Genomic DNA, 22,059 nt, shown 5'->3' on the forward strand with positions numbered 1-22,059 from the left:
TTTTTCCAATACCGAAAGCTTTCCAGGCGGGAAAACCAGTGTTTCCTACCTTCCATTTCCATCTTATATGAAACCAGCAGAAAACCTGCCGGCCAATCGGCAAGCAAATTTCCATGCCGGAAAAGCCTTAGCACACCAACCCTGGATAAAGGCCCCGACAGCCACCGACGCTCGTGACGGACTCGGTCCACTTTACAATGCCCGCACCTGCCTGGCCTGCCACATTAACGGCGGACGCGGCCTAATGCCACAGGATGGAAAACAACTGCTTTTTACCAACTTTTTACGGCTGAGCTTACCCGGAAAAGACCTGGTTCACGGCGTGGTACCAGAGCCGATCTACGGCGACCAATTGCAAGCGCAATCCACGGCCCTCGCCCACCAACTTCGCCATGTACAACCGGTTTACCAACCTGGAGACGTTCGCCCGGAAGGCTATGTTTATATTGACTGGCAATCACAGAGCTTCACCTATCCGGACGGCCGAAAAGTGGCCATGCGGCAACCCAAAATACGCATTGAAAACCTTGGGTACGGCGACTTATCGCCAAACACCTTAATGAGCCTTCGTAACGCACCGCCGATTCACGGTGTTGGGCTGATTGAACAGATTCCTCAAGTCCAGATTGACGCACTTGTTGATGAAAATGACCGTGACGGTGACGGCATTTCCGGTCGATTAAACCATGTGTGGGATTTCGAAACCAAACAAACCGTGCCGGGACGCTTTGGATTGAAGGCGAATAAGGCCAGTGTTCGCTTACAAACCGCAGCGGCCCTACACGGTGATATGGGCATTGCCAACCCTGTGTTTCCGACACAGCCTTGTACCGCGGCCCAAAAAAACTGCCTGAAAGCACCGACCGGCAACGACTCGGACGGCTTGGAAATCAACGAGAAATTAATGGGATTAATGGTGGACTTCACTCGGTCGCTCGGTGTGCCGAAAGCCCGTAACCTTCAAAGCGATACCGCACAACTCGGGCGAAAGCTGTTTTACACAACCGGTTGCGTCAAATGCCACCACCCGTCCTACACCACCGGAAAAGCGCCCGATTACCCGCATCTGTCTAACCAAACCATTTGGCCTTATAGTGATTTTTTGCTACATGATATGGGGCCGGCTTTGGCGGACAATCGTCCGGATTATGAGGCTTCTGGCTCGGAATGGCGCACTCCGCCATTATGGGGCGTCGGCTTGAGTCAGCAGGTGAACGGTGCCGGCAACTTTCTACATGACGGTCGCGCGCGAAGTATTGAAGAAGCGATCTTATGGCATGGCGGCGAAGCGGAAGACACCAAACAGGCCTTTATTGCTTTGGACGAGCCTTACCGTAACGCCTTGCTCACATTTGTTAAATCTTTATAGGACTCGAAATGATTCGATTAAAATCTCTCTTCGTTTATGCCCTACCGATGTTTTTATTAACCGCTTGCGGTGGTGATCGGCAAAATGACTCGTTAAACACAACAGAAGGAGGGTTACAGGCTACATTGAACTACACCGTCGACAATGAAGTCGCCCCCGCCTTTACGTCCTTTCAAAGCCAAACTGCAAACACCTTATCGACCGCAGAAGCGTTTTGCAGCGCCACAGACGAACCCCACCTGACCCAACTGCAACAGGCCTGGAAAAACCTTTCTTACCAATGGAATCAAACCGCTTTTTATAACATCGGTCCTTTGAACGACGACTTGATTACGCCACGGATAAACTATATCGAATCCATGCGTCAAAGAGGCACCGATTACACCAATACGGTGCGCAGCGAAATTGAAACTCAGGTGAGCGGCAGCGCCCCCTTGAATGAAGCATATTTCGACAATCTATCCTTCACCAAAACCGGGCTCCTGTCTTTAGAGGTGCTGATTTTCGAAGACTCACGCAGTGGTCATTCTCAAGCGCCGTCTGATATCGTTTCCGATTATCAAGCCAATAACCGAAAATGTGATTATCTGCTCGGCATGGCCGCTTTCGTCAACCGTATGAGTACAACACTGTCCGAGCAATGGTTGCAAAGCTACCAATCGTCCGGCACGCCTTATGCCACCTTGTTAAAAACGGGGAAACTTGACGATGACTCCGAACCGATTCCCTCTTTGCTGACCACTATCCAGCAACACTTGGATTACATCAAACGCCGTAAATTGCAAGGCACTTTAGATGCCCAACTGTCCGGCGTTTTTTACCAAAATATTCTGCAAATGCTGGACGGTATCGAAGCCTTTTTAAATCGACGCGGTGAAACCCCGAGCTTTTTCGAATACATGGAAGCCGGTGGTTATACCTCGGCAATCGAAACGGTTAAAACCAATCTCGCGGCCGCAAAACAAGCCGCCGTTGACCAGGATAGAAGCACTTTGGCAACCTACATAGGCCTGCTAGACGGAAATTTCAAACGCGAAATTCCCGATTCTCTAGCCGTCTCGCTCAGCATTAACTTTAACGACGGAGACTAAATGCGTTTCGGTTTTCACCAGGCCTGGCTTATTCTCGCCTTTATGCTGATCGGCGCATCAACCGGGGTAAGAGCCGATATTGCACCGGATACATTTATCGCCGAGGCTTTTGAACAGCAGGCCAACACTCAGGCCAAAAAAATCTGGCTCATCGGTGATAAAAAACGCGTCACAACCGAAATTCTCGGCCATCCTTATCACTTTTTACGCGTCGGTTATTGGCAGAACCCCCATTTTCCAAACCGACGAGTCTGGATTTTGCAGGAAATCGGCAAAGAAAGAATGATCGACGTTGGCATTCAAATCGAACGGCACAAAATTCAAAAACTGCGGGTATTGGCCTTTCGGGAAAGCCGAGGATGGGAAGTTAAGCTCCCTTTCTTTACCAAACAATTTGAAGGTATCGGCTTAACCGATTCCCACGATCTCTCAGACCGCATTGATGCCATAACCGGCGCAACTCTATCCTGGCGAGCCGTCACTAAACTGGCGCGTATGGCCCTGTACCTTGACAAACAGGTGGAGGCCGAAGCTCAATGAAACTGGCGGCGTTAAGAAACTGGCACAAACGTCTAGGGCTTTCGGCGCTGGTCGTCGTGCTTCTGCTGTCGTTTACCGGCATTTTGCTCAACCATACGGATGGATTGAAGCTGAATCAGGTACAAATACATCAGGCCTGGCTAAATGATTGGTACGGCATTGACATTCCACAAGTTTCGCAAGGCATCTCTCTTGATCGCCAGTGGTTCATTCAAGTGGGGAAAAACGTTTATTTCAATCAAACCCAACTGAGCGAGGGCGAACTTCGAGGGGCTTGGAAAACATCGTTTGGTTTTCTTCTAGCCTTAAAATCACGCGCCCTGCTCACCACCGCCCAAGGTGAAGCCATCGATTGGCTCAATTACCCGGAAAATCGATCGTTGCAACGTCTTAAGTTCGATAAACACACACTCTACTTCCGAATGAATGACGGTACCGTTTGGCAGGCCAATACCGATTGGACTCGATTGACTCCCGTGGCTTCCGAGCCCAAATCCCTTAATCGCATGGAGCTGACTCCCGTTCCCGATAACGTCAAAAAACCACTTCAAAACGCTCTTTACCGGCAAGGCCTGTCGTTAGAGCGTTTGATTCTGGATATTCATTCCGGACGCTTTTTCGGTTCGTACGGGCACTGGGTCATGGATGGTTTCGCCATCGTATTTATCATTATCAGTCTTTCCGGGTTTTGGATTTATTTAAAGCAATTTCGTAATCAAGCAAAAAGGAAATAATTATGAAAATCCCTTCCAAGCTGTTACTGACAGCTGTGATTTCTTCCCTGGTCCATTTACCCGCACACGCGGCAACGGACGACGACAAGCGCATTAACGAACTGGAAAAAAAAGTGGACGCTTTAACCGAAATGGTGGAGTCTCAACCACAGAACACCTCGTCGTCGACATTGCATAAAGTCCATTTGGGCGGCTATGGCGAATTGAAATACCACAACCTAAGCGTCGATGGCAAAGACGAGCAGAATTTCGATTTCCATCGTTTTGTCCTTTTTGTCGGGTATGATTTCACCAGCGACATTCGACTGGTTTCGGAGATCGAATTGGAACACACTGTTTCCAGTGCCTCCAAGGCAGGTGAAGTGGAACTGGAGCAAGCTTATCTGGAATTTGACCTCGACGAAACCAAAAGCATGCACCTGAAAACCGGGATTATTCTAATGCCGGTCGGCTTGATTAACGAAAACCACGAACCGCCAACATTTTACGGCGTGGATCGGCCGATTGTCGAAACCACCATCATTCCATCAACTTGGTGGGCCGCAGGTGCCATGTTTACCCAGCAGATGTCATCGGGAATCAGCTACGACCTATTCTTGTCGGAAGGTTTAAAAACCCAGGACCCGACTGTCGACGCCAATAACGACCCATACAACATCAAAGGTGGAAAACAAAAAACCACCAGCCCGGCCGGTGAAGGCGGCGCGGCAGACGCTTACGATCTAGCGATGACGGGACGCATCAAATACACCGGAACACCCGGCTTGGAAATTGCCGCTTCCCTTCAATATCAACCTGACTTGGATCAAAGCGCAAAAGATTCTTATGCCGACTCCGCCACACTGGTCAGCACCCACCTAGTGTACCAATTCTCCGATTTCACCTTTAAAGGGCTTTATGCAAACTGGTTCCTGGCCGGAGATGGTGCCAAAAATGCCGGACGTGATAATCAATGGGGGGCTTACGCCGAACTGGATTACAAACCGTTTGAAAAATTCGGCTTCTTCGTTCGCCAAAGCCAATGGTCCGAAGAAAAAGGCGTCGACAATACGCAAACCGATTTCGGTATGAACTACTGGCCAATTGAAGACATCGTCTTCAAAGTGGATGTCGTCAATCAGACGCAAGACAACATAGACACCAATGGCTTCAATCTTGGTATGGGCTTCCAGTTCTAACTCCCGAGTCACATAAAATGCAAAACGCCCGTTCAATCACAAAGGCTTTTACTCTTTAGCCGTGATTAAACGGGCGTTTTTTTAATTCTTAACTTCTTAACGAATCAGATGCTGGCGGTAATCATATGATTATCCCAAGCCACGCCTGAAAACTTTTGCCGCTTGGCTTTATTTTCCTGCAAACTAAAGGCATCCAACTGACGCACCGAGCCAAATGAGTTGCTCACAATAAAATGTGACTCATCCTCGGAAACGGTTAAACCACACACATCGTTCAAACGGTAATAGCCTGCAAAACGTTCATCGTCCAAATGCCAGAATGCGGCCACATCCCCTCTCGGGCTGGTAAAACCAGCAATACGGCTACGGTTATTAATGGCCACACTGCCCATATAGTCGTTCATGCTTGATAAAATACCGACCGGTTCTTTCAGTAACCGTAAAGAATGGCCGGGTTTTTGAATCGCGCCCAAAGGCACAATATCAGAAGAACTCATCGCCTTACGTTGTACTTGCATGGCAATGGCGACGGTACCGTCTTTGGCTACATCCAAGTGCCGAATGCTGGCTTTAGCTTCTGGCACATGAAACTCATCCACCTTCTGCCCGGTCAAAGCATCAACATAAGTCAGGTGTGAATTCATCGTATCCAGGTTCAACACCTTCCGACCACTTTCGGGGCGAGTCAGCATGCCACCGTTGGCGATCACAAAGCTTTTCCCGTCCGGCATCAACTTCATTTCGTGCGGACCGATACCATAACTCTCGTACTCACCGACCTGCTGATAAGTTAAAGCATCTCGAATACCGATTTTGCCGATATTTCCCGTCAGGTCCGCTTCGGTCGTAAACAGCCACTTACCGTCTTCACTGAAACAACCATGACCGTAGAAATGCCGATTTTCGGCGGCTTCAAAGCGTTTTTCGACCGCCCCGGTTTTCAAGTTAATTTCCAGAGCCTCTCGTCCTGGACGACGAGCAAATAAAATCACCGAGCCGGGCTTTAAAGGGTGAAGAGCCGAACCATGTCCTCGGAAGGAGCTATGCCCTTTCATTAAATGGGTTTCATCGGTTAAAGCGGCAAAACCATAACCTTGAGAACGCGTTCCCTGTGCGGAAAACCAAACTTCGTGCGGATTTTTCGGTCGTTCGGAAAACTGCTTTGCCATAATGGCGGGAGATAATCCAAAAACCATGAGTCCGTTTAAAAAATCACGTCTACGAAGCGTCATAAGATTTCCTTACTGTATTTGAGAGAGATTTGCACAAGATGATTACACGAGTAAAAATGGTTGAAAACCGCCTGATTGTTGTTGAAAAACTGGCTAATAGCCTAGCTATTAGCTGCGTCTTCCGCCTAAATCAACCAATTTTTTTCCGAATTTTTCTTTCATGTTCCACCCGTGCAAAGCTCTCTTTGAATTTAAACTGGGAAGTAGTTAGCGTACGATCATTCGAAAGGGTTATTTTGCCTTAAATAAGAATGATTATCCATACTAAAAACATTTAATTTTGTTAAAAGCACTCATTGTTTAAATTCTCAATTTATGAAATTCCTCGCCCATTCATCCGTATCCGAAAAGTAGTTCGCTCTTTTTCAGTAGATCAGTCTTGCTTCCTATAAAAATTTTAGCTATGACTAATTTTTTTATTGTCTTTTAAAAATTTATTTTGTAGCATACAGCAAACTTAATGATTTTGATTCTTATTTATTTTTTAAAGGTTATTTTCTCTATGAACAAAACTCAATTTTTTGCGATAACACCGCTCGCATTAGCGATGTTCGGCCCCCACAATGTGGCGTTAGCCACACCTGAAAAAACGACGCTAGCACCGATCACCGTTCAATCCGCATCCGCAAAACAAAAACGCGACAAGATGTTGAAGCTGAAAGATTCCATCGTTCACACCGAAGTGATCACTCAGGAAAAAATTGAAAAGAAGCAAGCCGGCAGCCTAACTCAAGCCATTGAGAATGAGCCAGGGGTTAAAGTCAGTACCGACTGCTCACTGTGCGGGGTCAAACGCGTTATGTTGAATGGGTTGAAAGGTGAACACACTACCTTAATGATTAACGGCGTACCGAACAGTTCCATTATGGAAGGTTTTTATGGTTACGACGCCATCCCGATGGCGGGTGTCACATCAGTGGAAATCGCTCGTGGTGCTGGTGCCTCGCTTATTGCGCCCGAAGCCATTGGCGGTGTCATTAACGTCGTCACCGCCAAACCGACCGACGACCGTTTGGAATTCGACCTTTCTCAGGGCAATCAAGATTACCGAAAATACCAGATCGTCGGCACCAAAGTCAGTGAAGACAAAGACACCGCCCTTTTTGTTTCCGCTCAATCCGACAATCGCGGGCAGGTTGATGAAGACAACAACTGGGTAAACGAGTCCCCCTCTTTGGAAAACCGCGCTCTGGTCGCCCAGGTCTGGTTAAAAGCGTCGGAAGCCGACAATCTCGATTTCCGCCTGACCGATCAGCGCTCGGAAGTCTTCGGCGGCCCCATGGTCGACACCCCATTTGCCGCTTCGGAAAAAGCGGCGGAAACCTCTCAACCCGGTACGGCGGCTTTTGTGGACAATAACATCAATAATCGCCCGGATATGACCGCCGGCGCCTCGCCGAGGGATTTCTTGGAAAACATCGTCACCACCAAACAGGCCTATACCGGCAAATGGCAACATGAATTTTCACCCGATCTGCAAACACAAGTCACCGGTTCCTATGTCGACATTACCATGGACTCCATTTACGAAGGCATCACCTACAAAGCCGATCAGGACATTTATTATGCCGATGCACGAGCCGACTATTTCTTAAACGACACCAACGCCTTAACGTTTGGCGTGGACTTGAAAGACGACACCTACCGTTCCGAATCCACCGGCGGCACTTTGCCCGCCAACGATTCCTACGATCTGAATACCTATGGCGCTTATATTCGTGATATCTGGACGGCGTCTTCTAAACTGGAAGTGTCTCTGGCTTTACGAGCCGATAACGTCAATGTGGATTTCGTTGATCAGGATCGACACTTTAACGAAACCGTTGTCGCCCCGCGTCTGCATATCCGCTACGATCACAACTTCAACTGGACGTCCCGTTTTTCCGCCGGACAAGGTTATCGCGTTCCTCTGGCGTTTTTTGAAACCGATCACGGCATTGTCGACGACGGTTTTTCCGTTGGTGTCGATCAACTGGAAAAATCCAACTCAGCGCAATACAGCCTAGCCTATAACGGGGCCCGAACCACTTTTGAAACCAGTTATACCTGGACGGCAGTGGAAAACCTGGCCATGCTGGAAACCATTCATAATATTCCAACGCTGGTCAACAGCCCGGATACCGGAACGGTACAGCATGCCGACGTGTCGGCCACTTACCAACTGACCGGGCACTGGTCGGCCGGCGGCACGGTGGAAGGTTTCTTCTACGACAAAAACTACCGCGACACCTTCAGCATCATTCCGGTGGAACAGCGTGTGCGTTTGATGGCCGACTATGAAGGGCACGGCTGGGAATTCAACGCCACAGCTACCTGGATTGGTGAACGCGATTATAAAGATTACAGCAATGCCGATTACGACCAGCATTACGACGATAAAGCCAATACCGAAAGCAAAGGCGATCACTCCCCGGCTTACTACACGGTGGACGTCAGAATCGCCAAATCGCTCGGTAACCATTGGAAAGTCTACGCCGGTGCCAATAACCTGTTTGATTACACCCAAACCGGAGAAGGCGATTCGCCACTCTTTTATGATACGGACGGCAATGTCGACGTCACTCATATTTGGGGACCACTACGCGGTCGTTTAATTTACGGCGGTATTAACGCCAAATTCTAAACAAAGCCCCATTCCTTTCAAATCGGTTAAACTCAATCACATCCATGCATTGGGTTTAAACCATCCACATGTCCTTTATACCGCTTTTATTATTCACCAGGTCTGGTCAAATTAAGTCTTTTTCTAAAAAACGGACTTTTAGATGGCTTTGCATGGTGGTTAGCCAAATTTGGCCAGGCCTGGCTTCAAAGAGATAACAGTAAGACAACCAAGCGCCATCGCATTGCGCGAGCACTTTGGGTTTTGACCAGGTCTGGCCGTCATCGTCCGACCAAATCAAGCACAATTCCGCCCGATACCAAGAAGCGGCAACTTCGGAAAAGAGTCCGGCCACTCGTGGCGCGGTGCCGTCTTGTGTATTGGTCAGAGGGTTATACGCCAACAGCAATCGTCCGCTTTGCAAACGGCACAACATGCCCGGCGAACTGCTGGCTTCCAAGCCTGGCGATAACTGCGTCCAAGTTCGCCCCTTATCCTCGGAATAGGCATTCCAAAACCAATCGAGATTGGTGCGAATCAGATACCAAACCCGCCCGTCTTTCAGTTCAACCAAACTGCCTTCAAAGCAACCGGCATGATGTCCTTGCCCACCGATATCCAGTTTATTACTGGCTTGCCAAGTCTGGCCCTCGTCTTCCGAGCGATAGGTCAAGCTGTAATGACGACCGGTCTCATAATCGAGGTTTTGTGCCGCCATTACCAGCTCGCCACTGCCGAGTTGAACCATAGTGGTGGTCGCCCCGCAATACCCTTTCGACACCAACACGGGCGCTTCCCAGGTATAACCGCCATCCAAACTGCGTACGGACCACAAAACAATTTGGGTGTTTTGTGTGGGTTTGTTGGCTTTCCGTCGCCAATTAAAATGATAATCGGCCAAATTCAAAAAGCCCAGCACGATAACACCCAATTCAGTCACACACAAACTGTGCGAATCATGCGCTTCAAACCCGTCACTGGAAAATAATGGCGCGGAATCCCAACTTTGACCATCATCTTTAGAGATAAGCGCCTGCGTTGCCTTGATGCAAACGATTTCACCTTGCTCGTTACGAACAAACGGCCCGGTTTGTTCAATGCCCAACGGTTGCACGCTATCATTCAAATAAACACTCGTCTCGGTTTTCGGCGCCCGTTTAAAATCCAGTTGAATGTCAGGATAGGCTTTCATCGTGTCCATCACCAAGTGTGTTTAAAAAGGTTTAACGACGACCAAAATCAAAATCACAATGGTCAGCAAGAGCGGAATTTCATTGGCCCAACGATAATAAACCCCGCTGTGATTCAAGTGCCCTTCCTGCATTTCATCGGTGCGCTTTTTCGTCCAATAGTGATACCCTAACAATAGAATCACAAATAAAATTTTCGCGTGCAGCCACCCCATACCTTGCGCCAATGGCCAATACGCCAGCCATAACCAAAGTCCGGTTCCCACCGCCAGCACCATCATAATGGTCATAAATTTATACAGTTTTTTGGCCATTATCGCCAAACGGTCCACCTGTTCACCAGCCGCCTGACCTTCAACAAAATGCACAAAAATACGCGGTAAATAAAAGATTCCCGCCATCCAAGACATCATAAACAGAATATGAAAAGTTTTTAACCACAACACGTCGATTTTCTCCAATACGGTTTTTAGAATCTGTATCATACAATTTCTAACGATTCAAAACATGAACAAAACAGGACTTTAAGATGAAAATTGAACAAAATAAAGTTGGCATGATCAACTACTCTTTGACGGATTCCGAAGGCAACTTAATCGATTCTTCAAACGGTCAGGCGCTGGCTTATTTGCACGGTCATTCCAATCTTATTCCTGGTTTGGAAAAAGAGCTTGAAGGTAAAACCACCGGCGATAAATTCAACGCAAACATTCCAGCCGGCGAAGCCTACGGTGACATCGAACCGAACTTGATTCAAGAAGGTGTACCGAAAAGCATGTTCCAGGGTGTCGAAAACCTGGAAGTCGGCATGCGTTTCGAAGCCCAATCCGAACAAGGCGTTCACTCGGTTGAAATCACCGACATTCAAGACGAAACGGTCACCGTGGATGGTAACCACCCATTGGCGGGTAAAGATTTGAACTTTGACATTGAAGTTATGGGCGTACGTGATGCCACCGAAGAAGAGTTGGAACACGGCCACGCACACGGCGACGGCGGACACCAGCACTAAAAGCTAAAAGCTTGAACAAAAAAGCGCTGAGAATGATTACATTCCAGCGCTTTTTTATATCCGCTACAAGGCGTCCGATATATTGAAATGGCTTTACGGCTTTTCCATCAGATAGTCTTCGTAATCCAACCCCGGTCGATCCACCACCACCGGAATCGCCAACAACCCAACCCCGGCCTTTTTAACCGAGTCTTTATGGCCCGATACCAGCGGGTGCCAACCCGGTAAAGGATCGCCGCGCAACAACACCCGATAACCGCAGGTATCCGGTAGCCAATCAAACTCGGCGACCCGCTCCACCGTCAAATTAACGCAGGTTGGTACATTCACCGAACGATTCGCATAATCGGAACACGCCGCCGTTTGGGTATCCGAATACGGGCAAACCACGCGGGTATAAACAATTTCGTCGGTCTCATCGTCCTGTAATTTTGTTAAACAACATAAGCCGCAACCATCGCAAATCGCTTCCCACTCACTTGGAGTCATTTCCGCCAAGGTTTTGATTTCCCAAAAAGGTTTTTCAGGCGTCTTATCCGTCATCTCATTTCTCTTTTTTCTTGAAAAACCGCCAAGGCGCTTGCCATTCGTTCAAACAAGCGTCGGCGGCGTCACTTAAAAAGCGTTCGCCCTGATCCGGCTTCAAAACAAACTCATACTCTTCATCTTGATAAACAAATCGCAACCCATAAGCGTGCAAATAGCCACGTTCTTCATGGCGTGCTTTTTCCATGGCATCATAACGTTGATCGCCCGCAATCGGTGCGCCAAGGCTTTTCAATGCCACCCGTAACTGATGAGTTTTGCCGGTATGCGGTTTCAATAAAAACCAACGTTCATTCGGGCAACAACTCTGGGAAATAAATTGCGTCACGGCCGGGTTGGTTTGTGTGGTGGCCAATTTCCAACTGCCCCGACGCGCCGGAAGCATATCACCTTTCACCCAGCCTTGCTTTTTCTTCGGCTTGTGCGTGGAAACCGCCAGATAGTACTTTTCCACTTCACGCTGTTCAAACAATGTTTGAAAGCGCTGCGCCGCCGACAAGTTAAGTGCAAAAATCACCAGGCCTGACGTCATTTTATCCAAACGATGCACCGGATACAGCTCAGGCAATTCATATTGCTGTTGCAGCAAAACAGCCAGGCCTGGCTGTTTTTCACCCGCCGTGCCCGCCTCAGTGTGAAAGTCCAAACCGGCCGGTTTATTCACCACCCAGAAGTCCTGTCCCCGAAATACCGTTGAAATCCGCTGTGTCATTTGCAACCGTCATGGCCTAAAAAAGCGAAAGTTTACCGAATTCAAGGCCTTAATTGTCATTTAATTTCATACCGCCGCTTCAAAAACAACAATTAAATGACACTAAAAGATCACTAAAATTATTTAAATTTCAATACCTTAAGTTAACTTTAATTCTGGCATGCTTCTTGTAATGGTTCTGTTTGAATCAAACCAACAGGCGTTAAAACGTCAACAAATTGACAATCAAACACTGGGGAACTCTATTATGGCGAGTAAAATGAATACATCACAAAAAGTCAGCACCTGTTTGGATTACATTGACCGACGCTTGGAAACCACGTCCGAACAAACCATCCAGATTGCTGAAATGATTATTAACGATATCAAAGAGCTGACGGCGGCTTATCCGGAAGCCCTGAAAAACAATCAACTGAGAGAGCATGCCGAACGCGTGCGCACCACTCAAATGAAGTGGGTTAATCAATTGCATGACATTATTCTGGAGCAAACCAATCGGGATTTGAACGGCCAGGTCATTCAAGCGCTGCAGAACTTTATCAACACCATGAATAAAAAGCAGTTGAAACACCTGGATTTCGACATGCCCAGCGCCGTGAAACGGGACCACCCTGAACACGAGCATGAATACTTGACGCAGGAGCAGATTGAAGCCTTAATGGCGTCGGACATCAAACAACTGCCGGTATCGTCCACGCACCATTAAGCCAATCGGTTTAATGTCCTGTTCAATGTCGTTCACTGAACGGCAGACATAAAAAAAGACCAGGCCTGGTCTTTTTTTATATTTCCAATTTTCTGTCTGAAAACCGGATTATTTTTTGCGCTTCGTCTGTTTGGCCGCGTCGCGTGCTTCACGCTCCGCTTCCTGCTCTAGGAAAATGCGGTTTAACTCTTCTTCCTGAGCCGTCGCATCCGCGCCTTCCTTCACCGGTTTCATCAAGTCTTCTTTTGACACCCCTAACGCTAACGCAATGGAACTGGCGACATAGGTGGAGGAATAGGTCCCGACCACCACACCGACAATCAAGGCCAACGCGAAGTTGTGGATGATTTCCCCGCCAAGAACGAACAAGGCAATCAACACCAACAAGGTGGTCAAAGAGGTCATGATTGTACGCGACAACATTTGATTGATGGCCAGGTTGGTGACGTCTTCCGGCGTGCCGTCACGCACGGTTCGGAAATTCTCCCGCACCCGGTCGAAGACCACGATGGTATCATTCAAAGAATAACCGATGACCGCCAGCAAGGCCGCCAACACCGTCAAATCAAATTGGGCTTGCGTCCAGGCAAATACGCCTAACGTCACCACAACATCATGTACCAAGGCGGCAACAGAACCAATCGAAAAACGGAATTCGAACCGTAAAGCGACATAAATCAAAATCCCGATCAAGGCATAAATCACGGATAAAGCACCGTCTTCGGTCAGTTCGTCCCCAACCTGCGGGCCGACAAACTCCACCCGACGCAACTCAAAACCATCGGAATGGTTGTCACGCAGGCCGTCCATCGCCATATTGCTGATTTGTGCGGAATTGACGCCGTCACGCGGCGCGATGCGAATCAAAACATCTTCTGCCGAACCGAAGTTCTGAACCACCGCTTCTTCAAAACCACTGACCTGTAAGGCATCGCGAATGTTGTCCACATCGGCCGGCTCTTCGTACGACAGCTCGATAATCGTTCCGCCGGTGAAATCGATGCCAAGATTCAGACCTTTTACAAACAGTCCCACAACCGACAGTATGACAAAAGCCAGCGAAACCCCCATCGCCAACTTGCGATGGCCCATAAAGTTATATTGTTTTTTTACTTGTGCGCTCATAGTGTTTCTCCTGACTAAACCGATAATTTTTCTACCGGCTTATTGCCGTATAGCGCGTTTACCACAGCTCTTGTGCCCAAGATAGCCGTGAACATGGAGGTAATAATCCCGATGGACAGCGTAATCGCAAACCCTTTAATCGGGCCGGTGCCGAAGCTGAATAACACTATCGCCGCCAACAAGGTGGTGATATTGGCATCCGCGATGGTCACGAAAGCTTTTTCATAACCGGCATGAATGGCGGACTGCACCGACGAGTTACGCAATTCCTCGCGAATTCGTTCAAAAATCAACACATTGGCATCCACCGCCATCCCGACGGTCAACACAATGCCAGCAATCCCCGGCAAGGTCAAGGTCGCTTGCAACAAAGACAGCACCGCCACAATCAACACCAGGTTGAGCGTCAACGCCGCATTCGCAATCATACCAAACGTCTTATAACGCCACACCATGATGACCAAAACCAGTAGGAAGCCAACGATCACGGACATCATGCCCTGGTTGATATTATCCTGCCCCAAGCTTGGCCCCACCGTACGTTCTTCAACAATTTCCATCGGTGCCGCCAAGGCCCCGGCTCGCAATAACAGCGCGAGATCCTGAGCTTCTTGCGGACTGTCCAAACCAGTGATTTGGAAACGGTTAGCGAACTGCCCCCTGATGACCGCCGCATTAATCACGTCTTTGGTGGTGACGCGTTTTTTAATGGTTTCATCGCCCTTTTCGATGGTATCCACACGATTTTCAATAAACACCACCGCCATGCGGTTACCAATGTTTTCCTTCGTGGTTGCCAACATCTTACGCCCACCGACACCGTCCAATGTCACGGTGACTTCCGGCGAACCGGCTTCGGCATCAATACCGGATTGCGCGTTAATGACATTATCACCGGTGACAATCACACTGCGCTGCAACAAAATCGGGCGCCCGTTGCGGAAGTGGTATAAACGAGAACCATTTGGCGCATACCCGGTTTTTTCAGCACGAATCGCATCGCCTTTTTCTTCCACCAGACGGAATTCCAAAGTGGCGGTCGCACCGAGAATTTCCTTGGCTTTAGCCGTGTCTTGCACCCCCGGCAACTGCACTACGATGCGGCGGTCACCTTGCTGCTGAATCACCGGCTCAGCCACGCCCAGCTCGTTGATACGGTTACGCAAAGTGGTGATATTTTGTTTTAAGGCATAGGTGCGCGCTTCTTCCAATGTTTTCGGAAGCAAACGGATTTCCAAGGCATGCTCTTCCGGCTTTTGAATCAAGTTGAACTGCCCCGGATAAGCTACCTGAAGCGCTTTCTCCGCCGACTGCACACTGGCCGCATCACGGAATTTTGCCATCAAGTGATCTTGTTGGTAATCCACACCAAGATACCGAATCCGTTCTTTACGGAAAGTCGCTTTGATTTCATCCACATAACGGTTGTAATTTTTCTCGATAGCCGCTTCCATATCGACGTCCATCAAGAAATGCACCCCGCCACGTAAATCCAGGCCAAGATACATGGGCTGTGCGCCCAGCGCTCTCAAAAATTCCGGTGTGGCCGGAGCCAAGTTCAACGCCACCACGGCCTGACGGCCTAAGACTTCTTTCAGCACACTTTTGGCTTTTAGCTGATCGTCGGCATTGTGAAAACGGATCAGGAACTGGCCGTTTTGATATTTTAAGGATTTTGGATCCAAGTCGGCTTTCGCCAAGGTGGATTCAATGGTCTTTTCCGTCGCGTCATTAAATTGCACCGACTTGGCCGGAGAAACCTGTACCGCCGGATCGTCACCGAACAGGTTCGGGGCGGCATAAATCAATCCCAGCACGATGACAACGAGCAAGAGTAGATATTTCCAGGCGGGATACTGATTACTGATGACTTTTTGTCTTGATTCAAACATGGTCGTATTTTCCAAAAAACGGCTAAAGCGTTAGCCTAGAGAGTACGCACCGTGGGTTTCGATACGTGCAAATGCTTCTCTTAAAACAACAAAAGGGGCCGATCAGCCCCTTGTTGTTTTGACGCCGACTTATTCGGCCGTCCCTTTCAATGTGCCTTTCGGCAATTCGCGCGCAACGTTTTGACGTTCAACTTTCACGGTAACGTTATCGGCGATTTCCAAATCGACGAAGTTTTCGTCCAATTCGCGGATTTTACCGGCCAAACCGCCGTAAGTAACCACTTCGGCACCTTTACCCAACGCTTGAACCAGCTTCTTATGCTCTTTGACCTTTTTTTGCTGTGGACGAATCAACAAGAAGTAAAACACCACAAACAATAGAACCAACGGAAGCAACGCTTCAAAACCACTTCCTTGCGCGGCCGCGCCGCCTTCTGCCATGGCATCCGAAATCAAAATCATATTTTTCTCCTTAAAATTAACTGCGTTATTGTTGCATAAAAAATTTGAAAATTCTATTAACAAACCCTGTGTTATTTTGCGTCAAGATGGGTTTATCACAACGGCGGGACCGTCTCGCCTCGTTCAGCATAAAAATCGGCGACAAATGTGTCTAAAGAATCCGACGCAATGGCCTCACGTAGCCCTTTCATCAATAATTGATAATAGTGCAGATTATGAATGGTATTCAAACGTGCTCCCTGAATTTCACCGCACTTGTCCAAATGATGCAGATAAGCCCGTGTGTAATTCCGACAGGTATAGCAGTCGCACTTCGCATCCAACGGCTCCAGACTGGTTTTATGCACCGCATTCCGGATCTTGATGACCCCCGAATGGGTAAACAGGAAACCATTCCGAGCGTTGCGGGTCGGAATCACGCAGTCGAACATATCAATGCCGCGTCGAACCGCTTCAACAATATCTTCCGGTTTTCCGACCCCCATCATGTAACGGGGACGATCTTTCGGCATATGCGGTTCGGTAAAATCCAACGTCGCCATCATTTCTTCTTTCGGCTCGCCTACGGACAAGCCGCCGATGGCGTAGCCGTCGAAACCGATTTCCATCAACGCCTGAATGGACTCTTGTCGTAAATCTTCATACATGCCGCCTTGCACAATACCGAATAAAGCGGATGGGTTCCCTTCATGTGCTTTTTTGGACCGTTCGGCCCAACGCAATGACAAACGCATCGATTCGGCCGCCACCTCATGTGAAGCCGGATAAGGAGTGCATTCGTCAAAAATCATCACGATATCGGAACCCAGCTTGCGTTGAATTTCCATCGACTCTTCCGGCCCCATAAACAAGCGTGAACCATTGACAGGATTGCGGAAATGCACGCCCTCTTCCACGATTTTGCGCATCTTGCCGAGGCTGAACACCTGAAACCCGCCGGAGTCGGTGAGAATCGGGCCCGGCCAGTTAATGAAATCGTGCAAATCGCCATGCTGTTCGATAATGTCCGTTCCCGGACGAATGGCTAAATGAAACGTATTACCTAAAATAATCTGTGCGCCGGTGTCGGCCACTTCTTCCGGCATCATGCCTTTCACCGAGCCGTAAGTGCCGACCGGCATAAAGGCCGGTGTTTCCACCACGCCACGGTCAAAAATCAATCGTCCGCGACGCGCACGTCCGTCCTGTTTATCCAATTCAAATTTCATTCAATCGTGTCCATTTGTTATTCGTTGACCGCCTCTTCTGACGTTTTCTTCGCGGGATGCACCAACATGGCATCGCCGTAACTGAAAAAGCGGTAACCTTGTTCTACGGCATGCGCATAAGCTTGCATGGTACGCTGATAGCCGGCCAGCGCCGACACCAACATTATCAAGGTGGATTCCGGCAGGTGAAAATTAGTCAAGAGTACATCCACCACCTGGAATTCGTAACCGGGGGTAATGAAAATATCGGTTTCGCCCTGATAGGCTTGCAAAACACCGGAATCAGATAAATGCGCGGCGCTTTCCAAACAGCGAACCGACGTGGTGCCCACGGCAATCACCCGCCCGCCTTTCCGCTTGGTTTCCTCAATCAGGGCAACGGTTTCCGGCAACACTTCAATCACTTCGGAGTGCATGACATGCTCGGCAATGTCGTCCACTTGCACCGGTTTAAAGGTGCCGGCCCCGACATGCAAGGTAACAAACCCGGTCGAGACGCCTTTGGCACGAATGCGCTCCAGCAAGGCGTCATCAAAGTGCAGTCCCGCCGTCGGTGCGGCGACCGCTCCTGGTTTGGCGGAATACACCGTTTGATAGCGCTCTTTATCTTCCAATTCGTCTTCGCGCTCAATATACGGCGGCAACGGCATATGTCCGTGCGCTTCAATCAATTCCAAAGCCGACACATCCGATGCTTTTTGCGACAGCTTCAATTCGAATAACGCACCCTCTCGCCCCAACACTTCGGCCTCAAACGCATCCGCGATGTGCAGAACGGCACCGGGCTTCGGGGCGCGACTGGAACGCACATGCGACAACACCCGATCATGATCCAGCACCCGTTCAATCAACAGTTCCACCTGACCGCCGGTGGATTTTTGCCCGAACAGCCGCGCCGGGATGACTTTGGTGTCGTTGAAAATCAAACAATCGTTTTCATTCAGATACGACAGTAAATCCGGGAAATATTTGTCGGATACACCACCGTCCGGCTCCATCACCAGCAGTCGGCTTTGGGTACGCTCTTCCGTTGGTTGCTGCGCAATCAGTTCTTCGGGCAGGTCAAAATAAAAATCTTGTCGTCGCATAGTATCGAATGCCGGACATTGACCGGCGGTTCTGTTTTCAGTCACGGGTTAAAAACGCAAGATTATACCGTGATTTGACCGTGTCGTGAGATGGAAAATCAAAATTCACCAGGCCTGGCCATTTAGACCATTATCATGAGATTGTCTCGCAACCCAGCAACGGTCATGCTAAGATTTTGCCATACACAGAATAACGCCCCGGTTCATGGGGAGATAACACGCAATCAGCAAGGAATCGGTTATGTTCGAAATCAAAGACATTGATCCGGCGTTTTACCGCAAACAAACCCGTAATGCCACTTTAAAAATCATGGCGATTTTCATTGTCATCGGCATGATTACCGCGACCAGTTTTGTGGAGTATCTTGGCCCTTACAGCTCGAACCACATCGTGTTGAACCTGCTGGGGGCCTTTGTCGGCCTGGTGATTACCGGCCTGATCGTACGTTTTTTCTTTAAGGACAGCGCCTGGATGAACGAGGCCATGTACGGCTGGCGTTTGAAACGCAATTTAATGTACATCACCAACGTCATTGACAAGGTCAAGGCCAAAGCCAATCAGGACGATGAAAAGGCGTTAAAAATCCTGCGCTTCTATCACCTGGGGCTCACCCAAATGTATCAACTGGAAGAAAACAGCCATGAGCTGATTGAAATCAAATCCGAAAAAGAACAGTTGGTTCAACGTCTGGTCAATCTTGGCATCGACATCAACCAAACCCGGTTCGATCCCAGCATGGTCGAAGAATACAAAGACCCCGAGGCATCGTAAGCCTAAAATGAAAAACCACCAGGCCTGGTGGTTTTTTATAGAACGCTTTTCTACCAGTCGTAACCGGCGCCCAGCCATATTTGACGACCCAATACATAATCGTAAGAACCACTGCTCTTATTGAACTTTTTCTGGTAATTATCGAACACATTGGTGACATCGACAGTCAAACTCAAGAAGGTTTCCGAGATTTTAAAGCGGTAAATCGCGGATAAGTCCATCTGAAAATATGGCTCATAGTCAATGTAGTCGTATTCATTGGTAATATCAAAAGACGATGTTCTATCCGTTCCATCATCCTGAACGAACTCGACATGCTCCGCCCCGGTTTGTTCAAAACGAGTATAGCCGTCTTTATAGAAGGCATACACACCCAACTGTAAGTTTTCGCGTGGCAGATAACTGTAATACAACTTCACGGTTCCCGGATTCGGGTCTTTAATTTTTCCCATTTGAGAAATCGGAATAGTTTCACCGTTGTAGTAGATTTCTGCGGTATTCACACCGTCATCAACTTCATCATCGTAATTATCCAAGAAATTCTTCTCGCCTTCACCGATGAAGAAACTCACTTGCAACAAATGCCGAGTCCATTCACGGCGCCATTCCAGCTTCCAGCTATCGTACTTACTCCAACCATCATTGGTCATTTCTTCATATTGATGGCCGTCATCCGCCACCGGGCTGGTAGTACTGACAAATTGATCGTAACTGTTTCTGAACACTCGCTCGGCGACAAACACACCGCCAAAAACATTAATTTCCACCCCAAGTGATTTCTCGTCGGTATAGGGCGTATTCAATTCCGAGTAACGGGTAATGTCTTCATTGGTTCCAGTTCCGAGACTCCAAGCGTCCGGCGTAATGACCTTTTGACCGTAAGCGTCATAACCCGCCGTTGCTCCACGAGTATATTGCTGATAATCCAGTCCGGCTTGTCGTAACTTGTAGGTCAAAAACGTATTGGCGTAATAACGGTTCATCCCCCCCGTCAAAAACACTTTTTTACCGCCGAACAAATCGAACTTACCAAACGTACGATAAGCCACATCGTGGTTTTCCATAAAGTCGTTATAGTCGTATCGCAGCCCCAAACGCAGCATTAAACGTTCATACTCCAGAATATCTTCTAAATAGGTTCCGACATTCATAATGTCCGCATTGGCCTGACCGGCACTATAGGTAATATCTCCAACGGCATATTGTTCACCCTCCACACAGGCATCCGTCCCATTACACCTTAAATTCGATAACCCTGCTTCCGGCAGGCCACTGGCATCGTTACCCACCACATAATTATGGGTATCGTTAGGCCGTTTTTTATAGGCCGACACATAATCCAATTCCGCTCCGGCATTGAATTGACTTAGCCAGCTACCAATCGAATACTCTTTACCTTCAAAGTCCGACTTCAAATAGGTTCGACTTTGCTGGCTATCCAGGTCGCCATAACCGCCTTCTTTCGAATATACCCCATCGGAATAGACACGCCCCCAAGGAAAGGTATCCGTTGGCGCCCAACGATAATAATCATCTGGCGCAAAACGGCGATTGTAACTTTGGTTATAAGACGCGGTGGTTTTAAACACCCCGACATCAAATCGATTTTCAAAATCCAGGTTGAACTTATAGCCGCCGCCTTCGATGTCGTATTGACTGTTCGCCGTTGTGGTCAAATATCGGGTTTCCGTATAAGGCGCATAGGTGAATGACGCGTCGACAACGTGATCATCATTAAAATAATGGGTCACTTTTGCCAGGATATTATCAAGTCCCCGTTTTTCATTAACTGTTTCACCAAGGTGCAAAACCGGAATATTGGACGAAGTTCGGTCATAATTGATATAAAACGCGGTATCTTCGTTAATTGGCATATTGATAAACACGTTATAGTTTTGCTTATCAAACTTCGGTTGCGCCTTTGAGGCATTATTCGATAGCTCAAAATCCGTTTCGTCCGGCACATGAAACTGTGTCATTGCATCCGAGGTATAACGCCCGCTGATGCGACCGGTAAAGTCAAATTTGGCACGCTTGGTTTTAGCATCAATTACACCGCCACCAAACCGTCCATATTTAGCCGGCACATTGCTGCTGTACACATTGATACTTTCAATCAAATCCAAATTCAGAAACATTTCTTGAGAATGGCCTGCCACACTCCCAATACCATTACTTTCGGATGCCGGATCTAAAATCGAGTTGTTTGGTGAGCCATCCACAATAAAATTATTCTGGTACGCTCGCCCGCCCAAAATCGACACTTCCCCCGGCTTGATTTCCCCAGCTTGCGAGGAGGTCATTGAAGAGTCGCTCAACTCCACTTCCGGTACAATTCTCAGGGCTTCGTTCATATTGCCGTTACCCTCTGGCATAGCCTTCAAAACCTCTTCGGATAAAACGCTTTTTCCTGACTGACTGGTCGAGTCTTTGGAGAGCGAGTGTTCTTCCGTTTCGCCTTGCACTACAACCGTCGGCAGCTCATCCGCTATAACGTCATAAACCGGCAGGACCCATAAGCTACTGCCAAGTAAAATTCTTTGATAATGTGTCACTTTTTCTTGCTCAATTACGTTCAACGCAAAAAAGGGCGGAAGCTG

The 22,059-nt window shown here is 48.4% G+C and carries 20 protein-coding genes; 9 read left to right on the forward strand and 11 right to left on the reverse strand.

The annotated features are described in order from the left end of the window. Positions 1-67: 67 nt before the first annotated feature. From AC0KH7_RS06935 to AC0KH7_RS06955, 5 genes are read left to right on the forward strand one after another with little or no spacing between them, the layout of a single operon-like run. Positions 68-1,369 (forward strand): di-heme oxidoreductase family protein, encoded by a 1,302-nt coding sequence (locus tag AC0KH7_RS06935; RefSeq protein ID WP_472371959.1) that lies wholly within the window; start codon positions 68-70, stop codon positions 1,367-1,369. 8 nt (positions 1,370-1,377) lie between these two features. Beyond that, positions 1,378-2,460, forward strand: coding sequence for an imelysin family protein (locus AC0KH7_RS06940; RefSeq protein ID WP_472371961.1), 1,083 nt, complete (start codon positions 1,378-1,380; stop codon positions 2,458-2,460). Then, entirely contained in the window at positions 2,461-3,000 is a 540-nt protein-coding gene (locus AC0KH7_RS06945; RefSeq protein ID WP_472371963.1) for an FMN-binding protein, read from the forward strand. It abuts the gene before it with no gap. Then, a complete protein-coding gene (locus AC0KH7_RS06950; protein ID WP_472371965.1) occupies positions 2,997-3,734 on the forward strand; it encodes a PepSY domain-containing protein in 738 nt (245 codons plus the stop codon). Before AC0KH7_RS06945 ends, AC0KH7_RS06950 begins: the two co-directional genes overlap by 4 nt. A gap of 2 nt (positions 3,735-3,736) precedes the next feature. Next, entirely contained in the window at positions 3,737-4,912 is a 1,176-nt protein-coding gene (locus AC0KH7_RS06955; RefSeq protein WP_472371967.1) for a porin, read from the forward strand. Between the two features lie 104 nt (positions 4,913-5,016). Here the strand turns inward: AC0KH7_RS06955 and AC0KH7_RS06960 are convergent, their stop codons facing one another. Next, positions 5,017-6,144, reverse strand: a complete 1,128-nt coding sequence (locus AC0KH7_RS06960) for a DUF1513 domain-containing protein (protein ID WP_472371969.1) — start codon at positions 6,142-6,144, stop codon at positions 5,017-5,019. Between the two features lie 502 nt (positions 6,145-6,646). Here AC0KH7_RS06960 and AC0KH7_RS06965 point away from each other — a divergent pair. After that, the gene (locus AC0KH7_RS06965; protein ID WP_472371971.1) at positions 6,647-8,767 is read left to right on the forward strand and encodes a TonB-dependent receptor plug domain-containing protein; all 2,121 of its coding nucleotides are present in this window, start codon (positions 6,647-6,649) and stop codon (positions 8,765-8,767) included. Between the two features lie 106 nt (positions 8,768-8,873). On the opposite strand, the gene AC0KH7_RS06970 is transcribed toward AC0KH7_RS06965, so the two are convergent. Beyond that, positions 8,874-9,938, reverse strand: a complete 1,065-nt coding sequence (locus tag AC0KH7_RS06970) for a sialidase family protein (RefSeq protein ID WP_472371973.1) — start codon at positions 9,936-9,938, stop codon at positions 8,874-8,876. Positions 9,939-9,959: 21 nt separating this feature from the next. Beyond that, positions 9,960-10,421 (reverse strand): CopD family protein, encoded by a 462-nt coding sequence (locus tag AC0KH7_RS06975; RefSeq protein WP_472371975.1) that lies wholly within the window; start codon positions 10,419-10,421, stop codon positions 9,960-9,962. A 44-nt stretch (positions 10,422-10,465) separates the two neighbouring features. On the opposite strand from AC0KH7_RS06975, the gene AC0KH7_RS06980 reads away from it, so the two are divergent. Further along, on the forward strand, positions 10,466-10,948 hold the full coding sequence (locus AC0KH7_RS06980) for an FKBP-type peptidyl-prolyl cis-trans isomerase (protein WP_472371977.1): 483 nt from the start codon (positions 10,466-10,468) through the stop codon (positions 10,946-10,948). A gap of 93 nt (positions 10,949-11,041) precedes the next feature. On the opposite strand, the gene AC0KH7_RS06985 is transcribed toward AC0KH7_RS06980, so the two are convergent. Continuing rightward, a complete protein-coding gene (locus tag AC0KH7_RS06985; RefSeq protein WP_472371979.1) occupies positions 11,042-11,491 on the reverse strand; it encodes a YcgN family cysteine cluster protein in 450 nt (149 codons plus the stop codon). 1 nt (position 11,492) lies between these two features. Next, a complete protein-coding gene (locus AC0KH7_RS06990) occupies positions 11,493-12,206 on the reverse strand; it encodes a TIGR01621 family pseudouridine synthase (RefSeq protein WP_472371981.1) in 714 nt (237 codons plus the stop codon). A gap of 259 nt (positions 12,207-12,465) precedes the next feature. Here AC0KH7_RS06990 and AC0KH7_RS06995 point away from each other — a divergent pair, with 259 nt between their 5' ends. Further along, positions 12,466-12,912 (forward strand): hypothetical protein, encoded by a 447-nt coding sequence (locus AC0KH7_RS06995; protein WP_235585266.1) that lies wholly within the window; start codon positions 12,466-12,468, stop codon positions 12,910-12,912. Between the two features lie 108 nt (positions 12,913-13,020). Here the strand turns inward: AC0KH7_RS06995 and secF are convergent, their stop codons facing one another. From secF to queA, 5 genes are all read right to left on the reverse strand, one after another. Continuing rightward, complete coding sequence (secF, locus tag AC0KH7_RS07000; protein WP_472371983.1) at positions 13,021-14,037, reverse strand: protein translocase subunit SecF; 1,017 nt, start codon at positions 14,035-14,037, stop codon at positions 13,021-13,023. A gap of 14 nt (positions 14,038-14,051) precedes the next feature. Further along, positions 14,052-15,929 (reverse strand): protein translocase subunit SecD, encoded by a 1,878-nt coding sequence (gene secD / locus AC0KH7_RS07005; RefSeq protein WP_472371985.1) that lies wholly within the window; start codon positions 15,927-15,929, stop codon positions 14,052-14,054. A gap of 129 nt (positions 15,930-16,058) precedes the next feature. Beyond that, positions 16,059-16,391: a preprotein translocase subunit YajC gene (gene yajC / locus AC0KH7_RS07010; RefSeq protein ID WP_029938235.1), complete on the reverse strand. Its 333-nt coding sequence runs from the start codon at positions 16,389-16,391 to the stop codon at positions 16,059-16,061. 95 nt (positions 16,392-16,486) lie between these two features. Beyond that, positions 16,487-17,599, reverse strand: coding sequence for a tRNA guanosine(34) transglycosylase Tgt (tgt, locus tag AC0KH7_RS07015; protein WP_472371987.1), 1,113 nt, complete (start codon positions 17,597-17,599; stop codon positions 16,487-16,489). Between the two features lie 17 nt (positions 17,600-17,616). Beyond that, a complete protein-coding gene (gene queA / locus AC0KH7_RS07020) occupies positions 17,617-18,687 on the reverse strand; it encodes a tRNA preQ1(34) S-adenosylmethionine ribosyltransferase-isomerase QueA (protein ID WP_472371989.1) in 1,071 nt (356 codons plus the stop codon). Positions 18,688-18,928: 241 nt separating this feature from the next. On the opposite strand from queA, the gene AC0KH7_RS07025 reads away from it, so the two are divergent. After that, the gene (locus tag AC0KH7_RS07025) at positions 18,929-19,459 is read left to right on the forward strand and encodes a DUF3087 domain-containing protein (protein ID WP_472371991.1); all 531 of its coding nucleotides are present in this window, start codon (positions 18,929-18,931) and stop codon (positions 19,457-19,459) included. Positions 19,460-19,509: 50 nt separating this feature from the next. Here the strand turns inward: AC0KH7_RS07025 and AC0KH7_RS07030 are convergent, their stop codons facing one another. Further along, positions 19,510-22,014: a TonB-dependent receptor plug domain-containing protein gene (locus tag AC0KH7_RS07030; protein WP_472371993.1), complete on the reverse strand. Its 2,505-nt coding sequence runs from the start codon at positions 22,012-22,014 to the stop codon at positions 19,510-19,512. Positions 22,015-22,059 lie beyond the last annotated feature (45 nt).

It is taken from the genome of Hydrogenovibrio sp. (genome assembly GCF_965140365.1).
Taxonomy (GTDB): Bacteria; Pseudomonadota; Gammaproteobacteria; order Thiomicrospirales; family Thiomicrospiraceae; genus Hydrogenovibrio.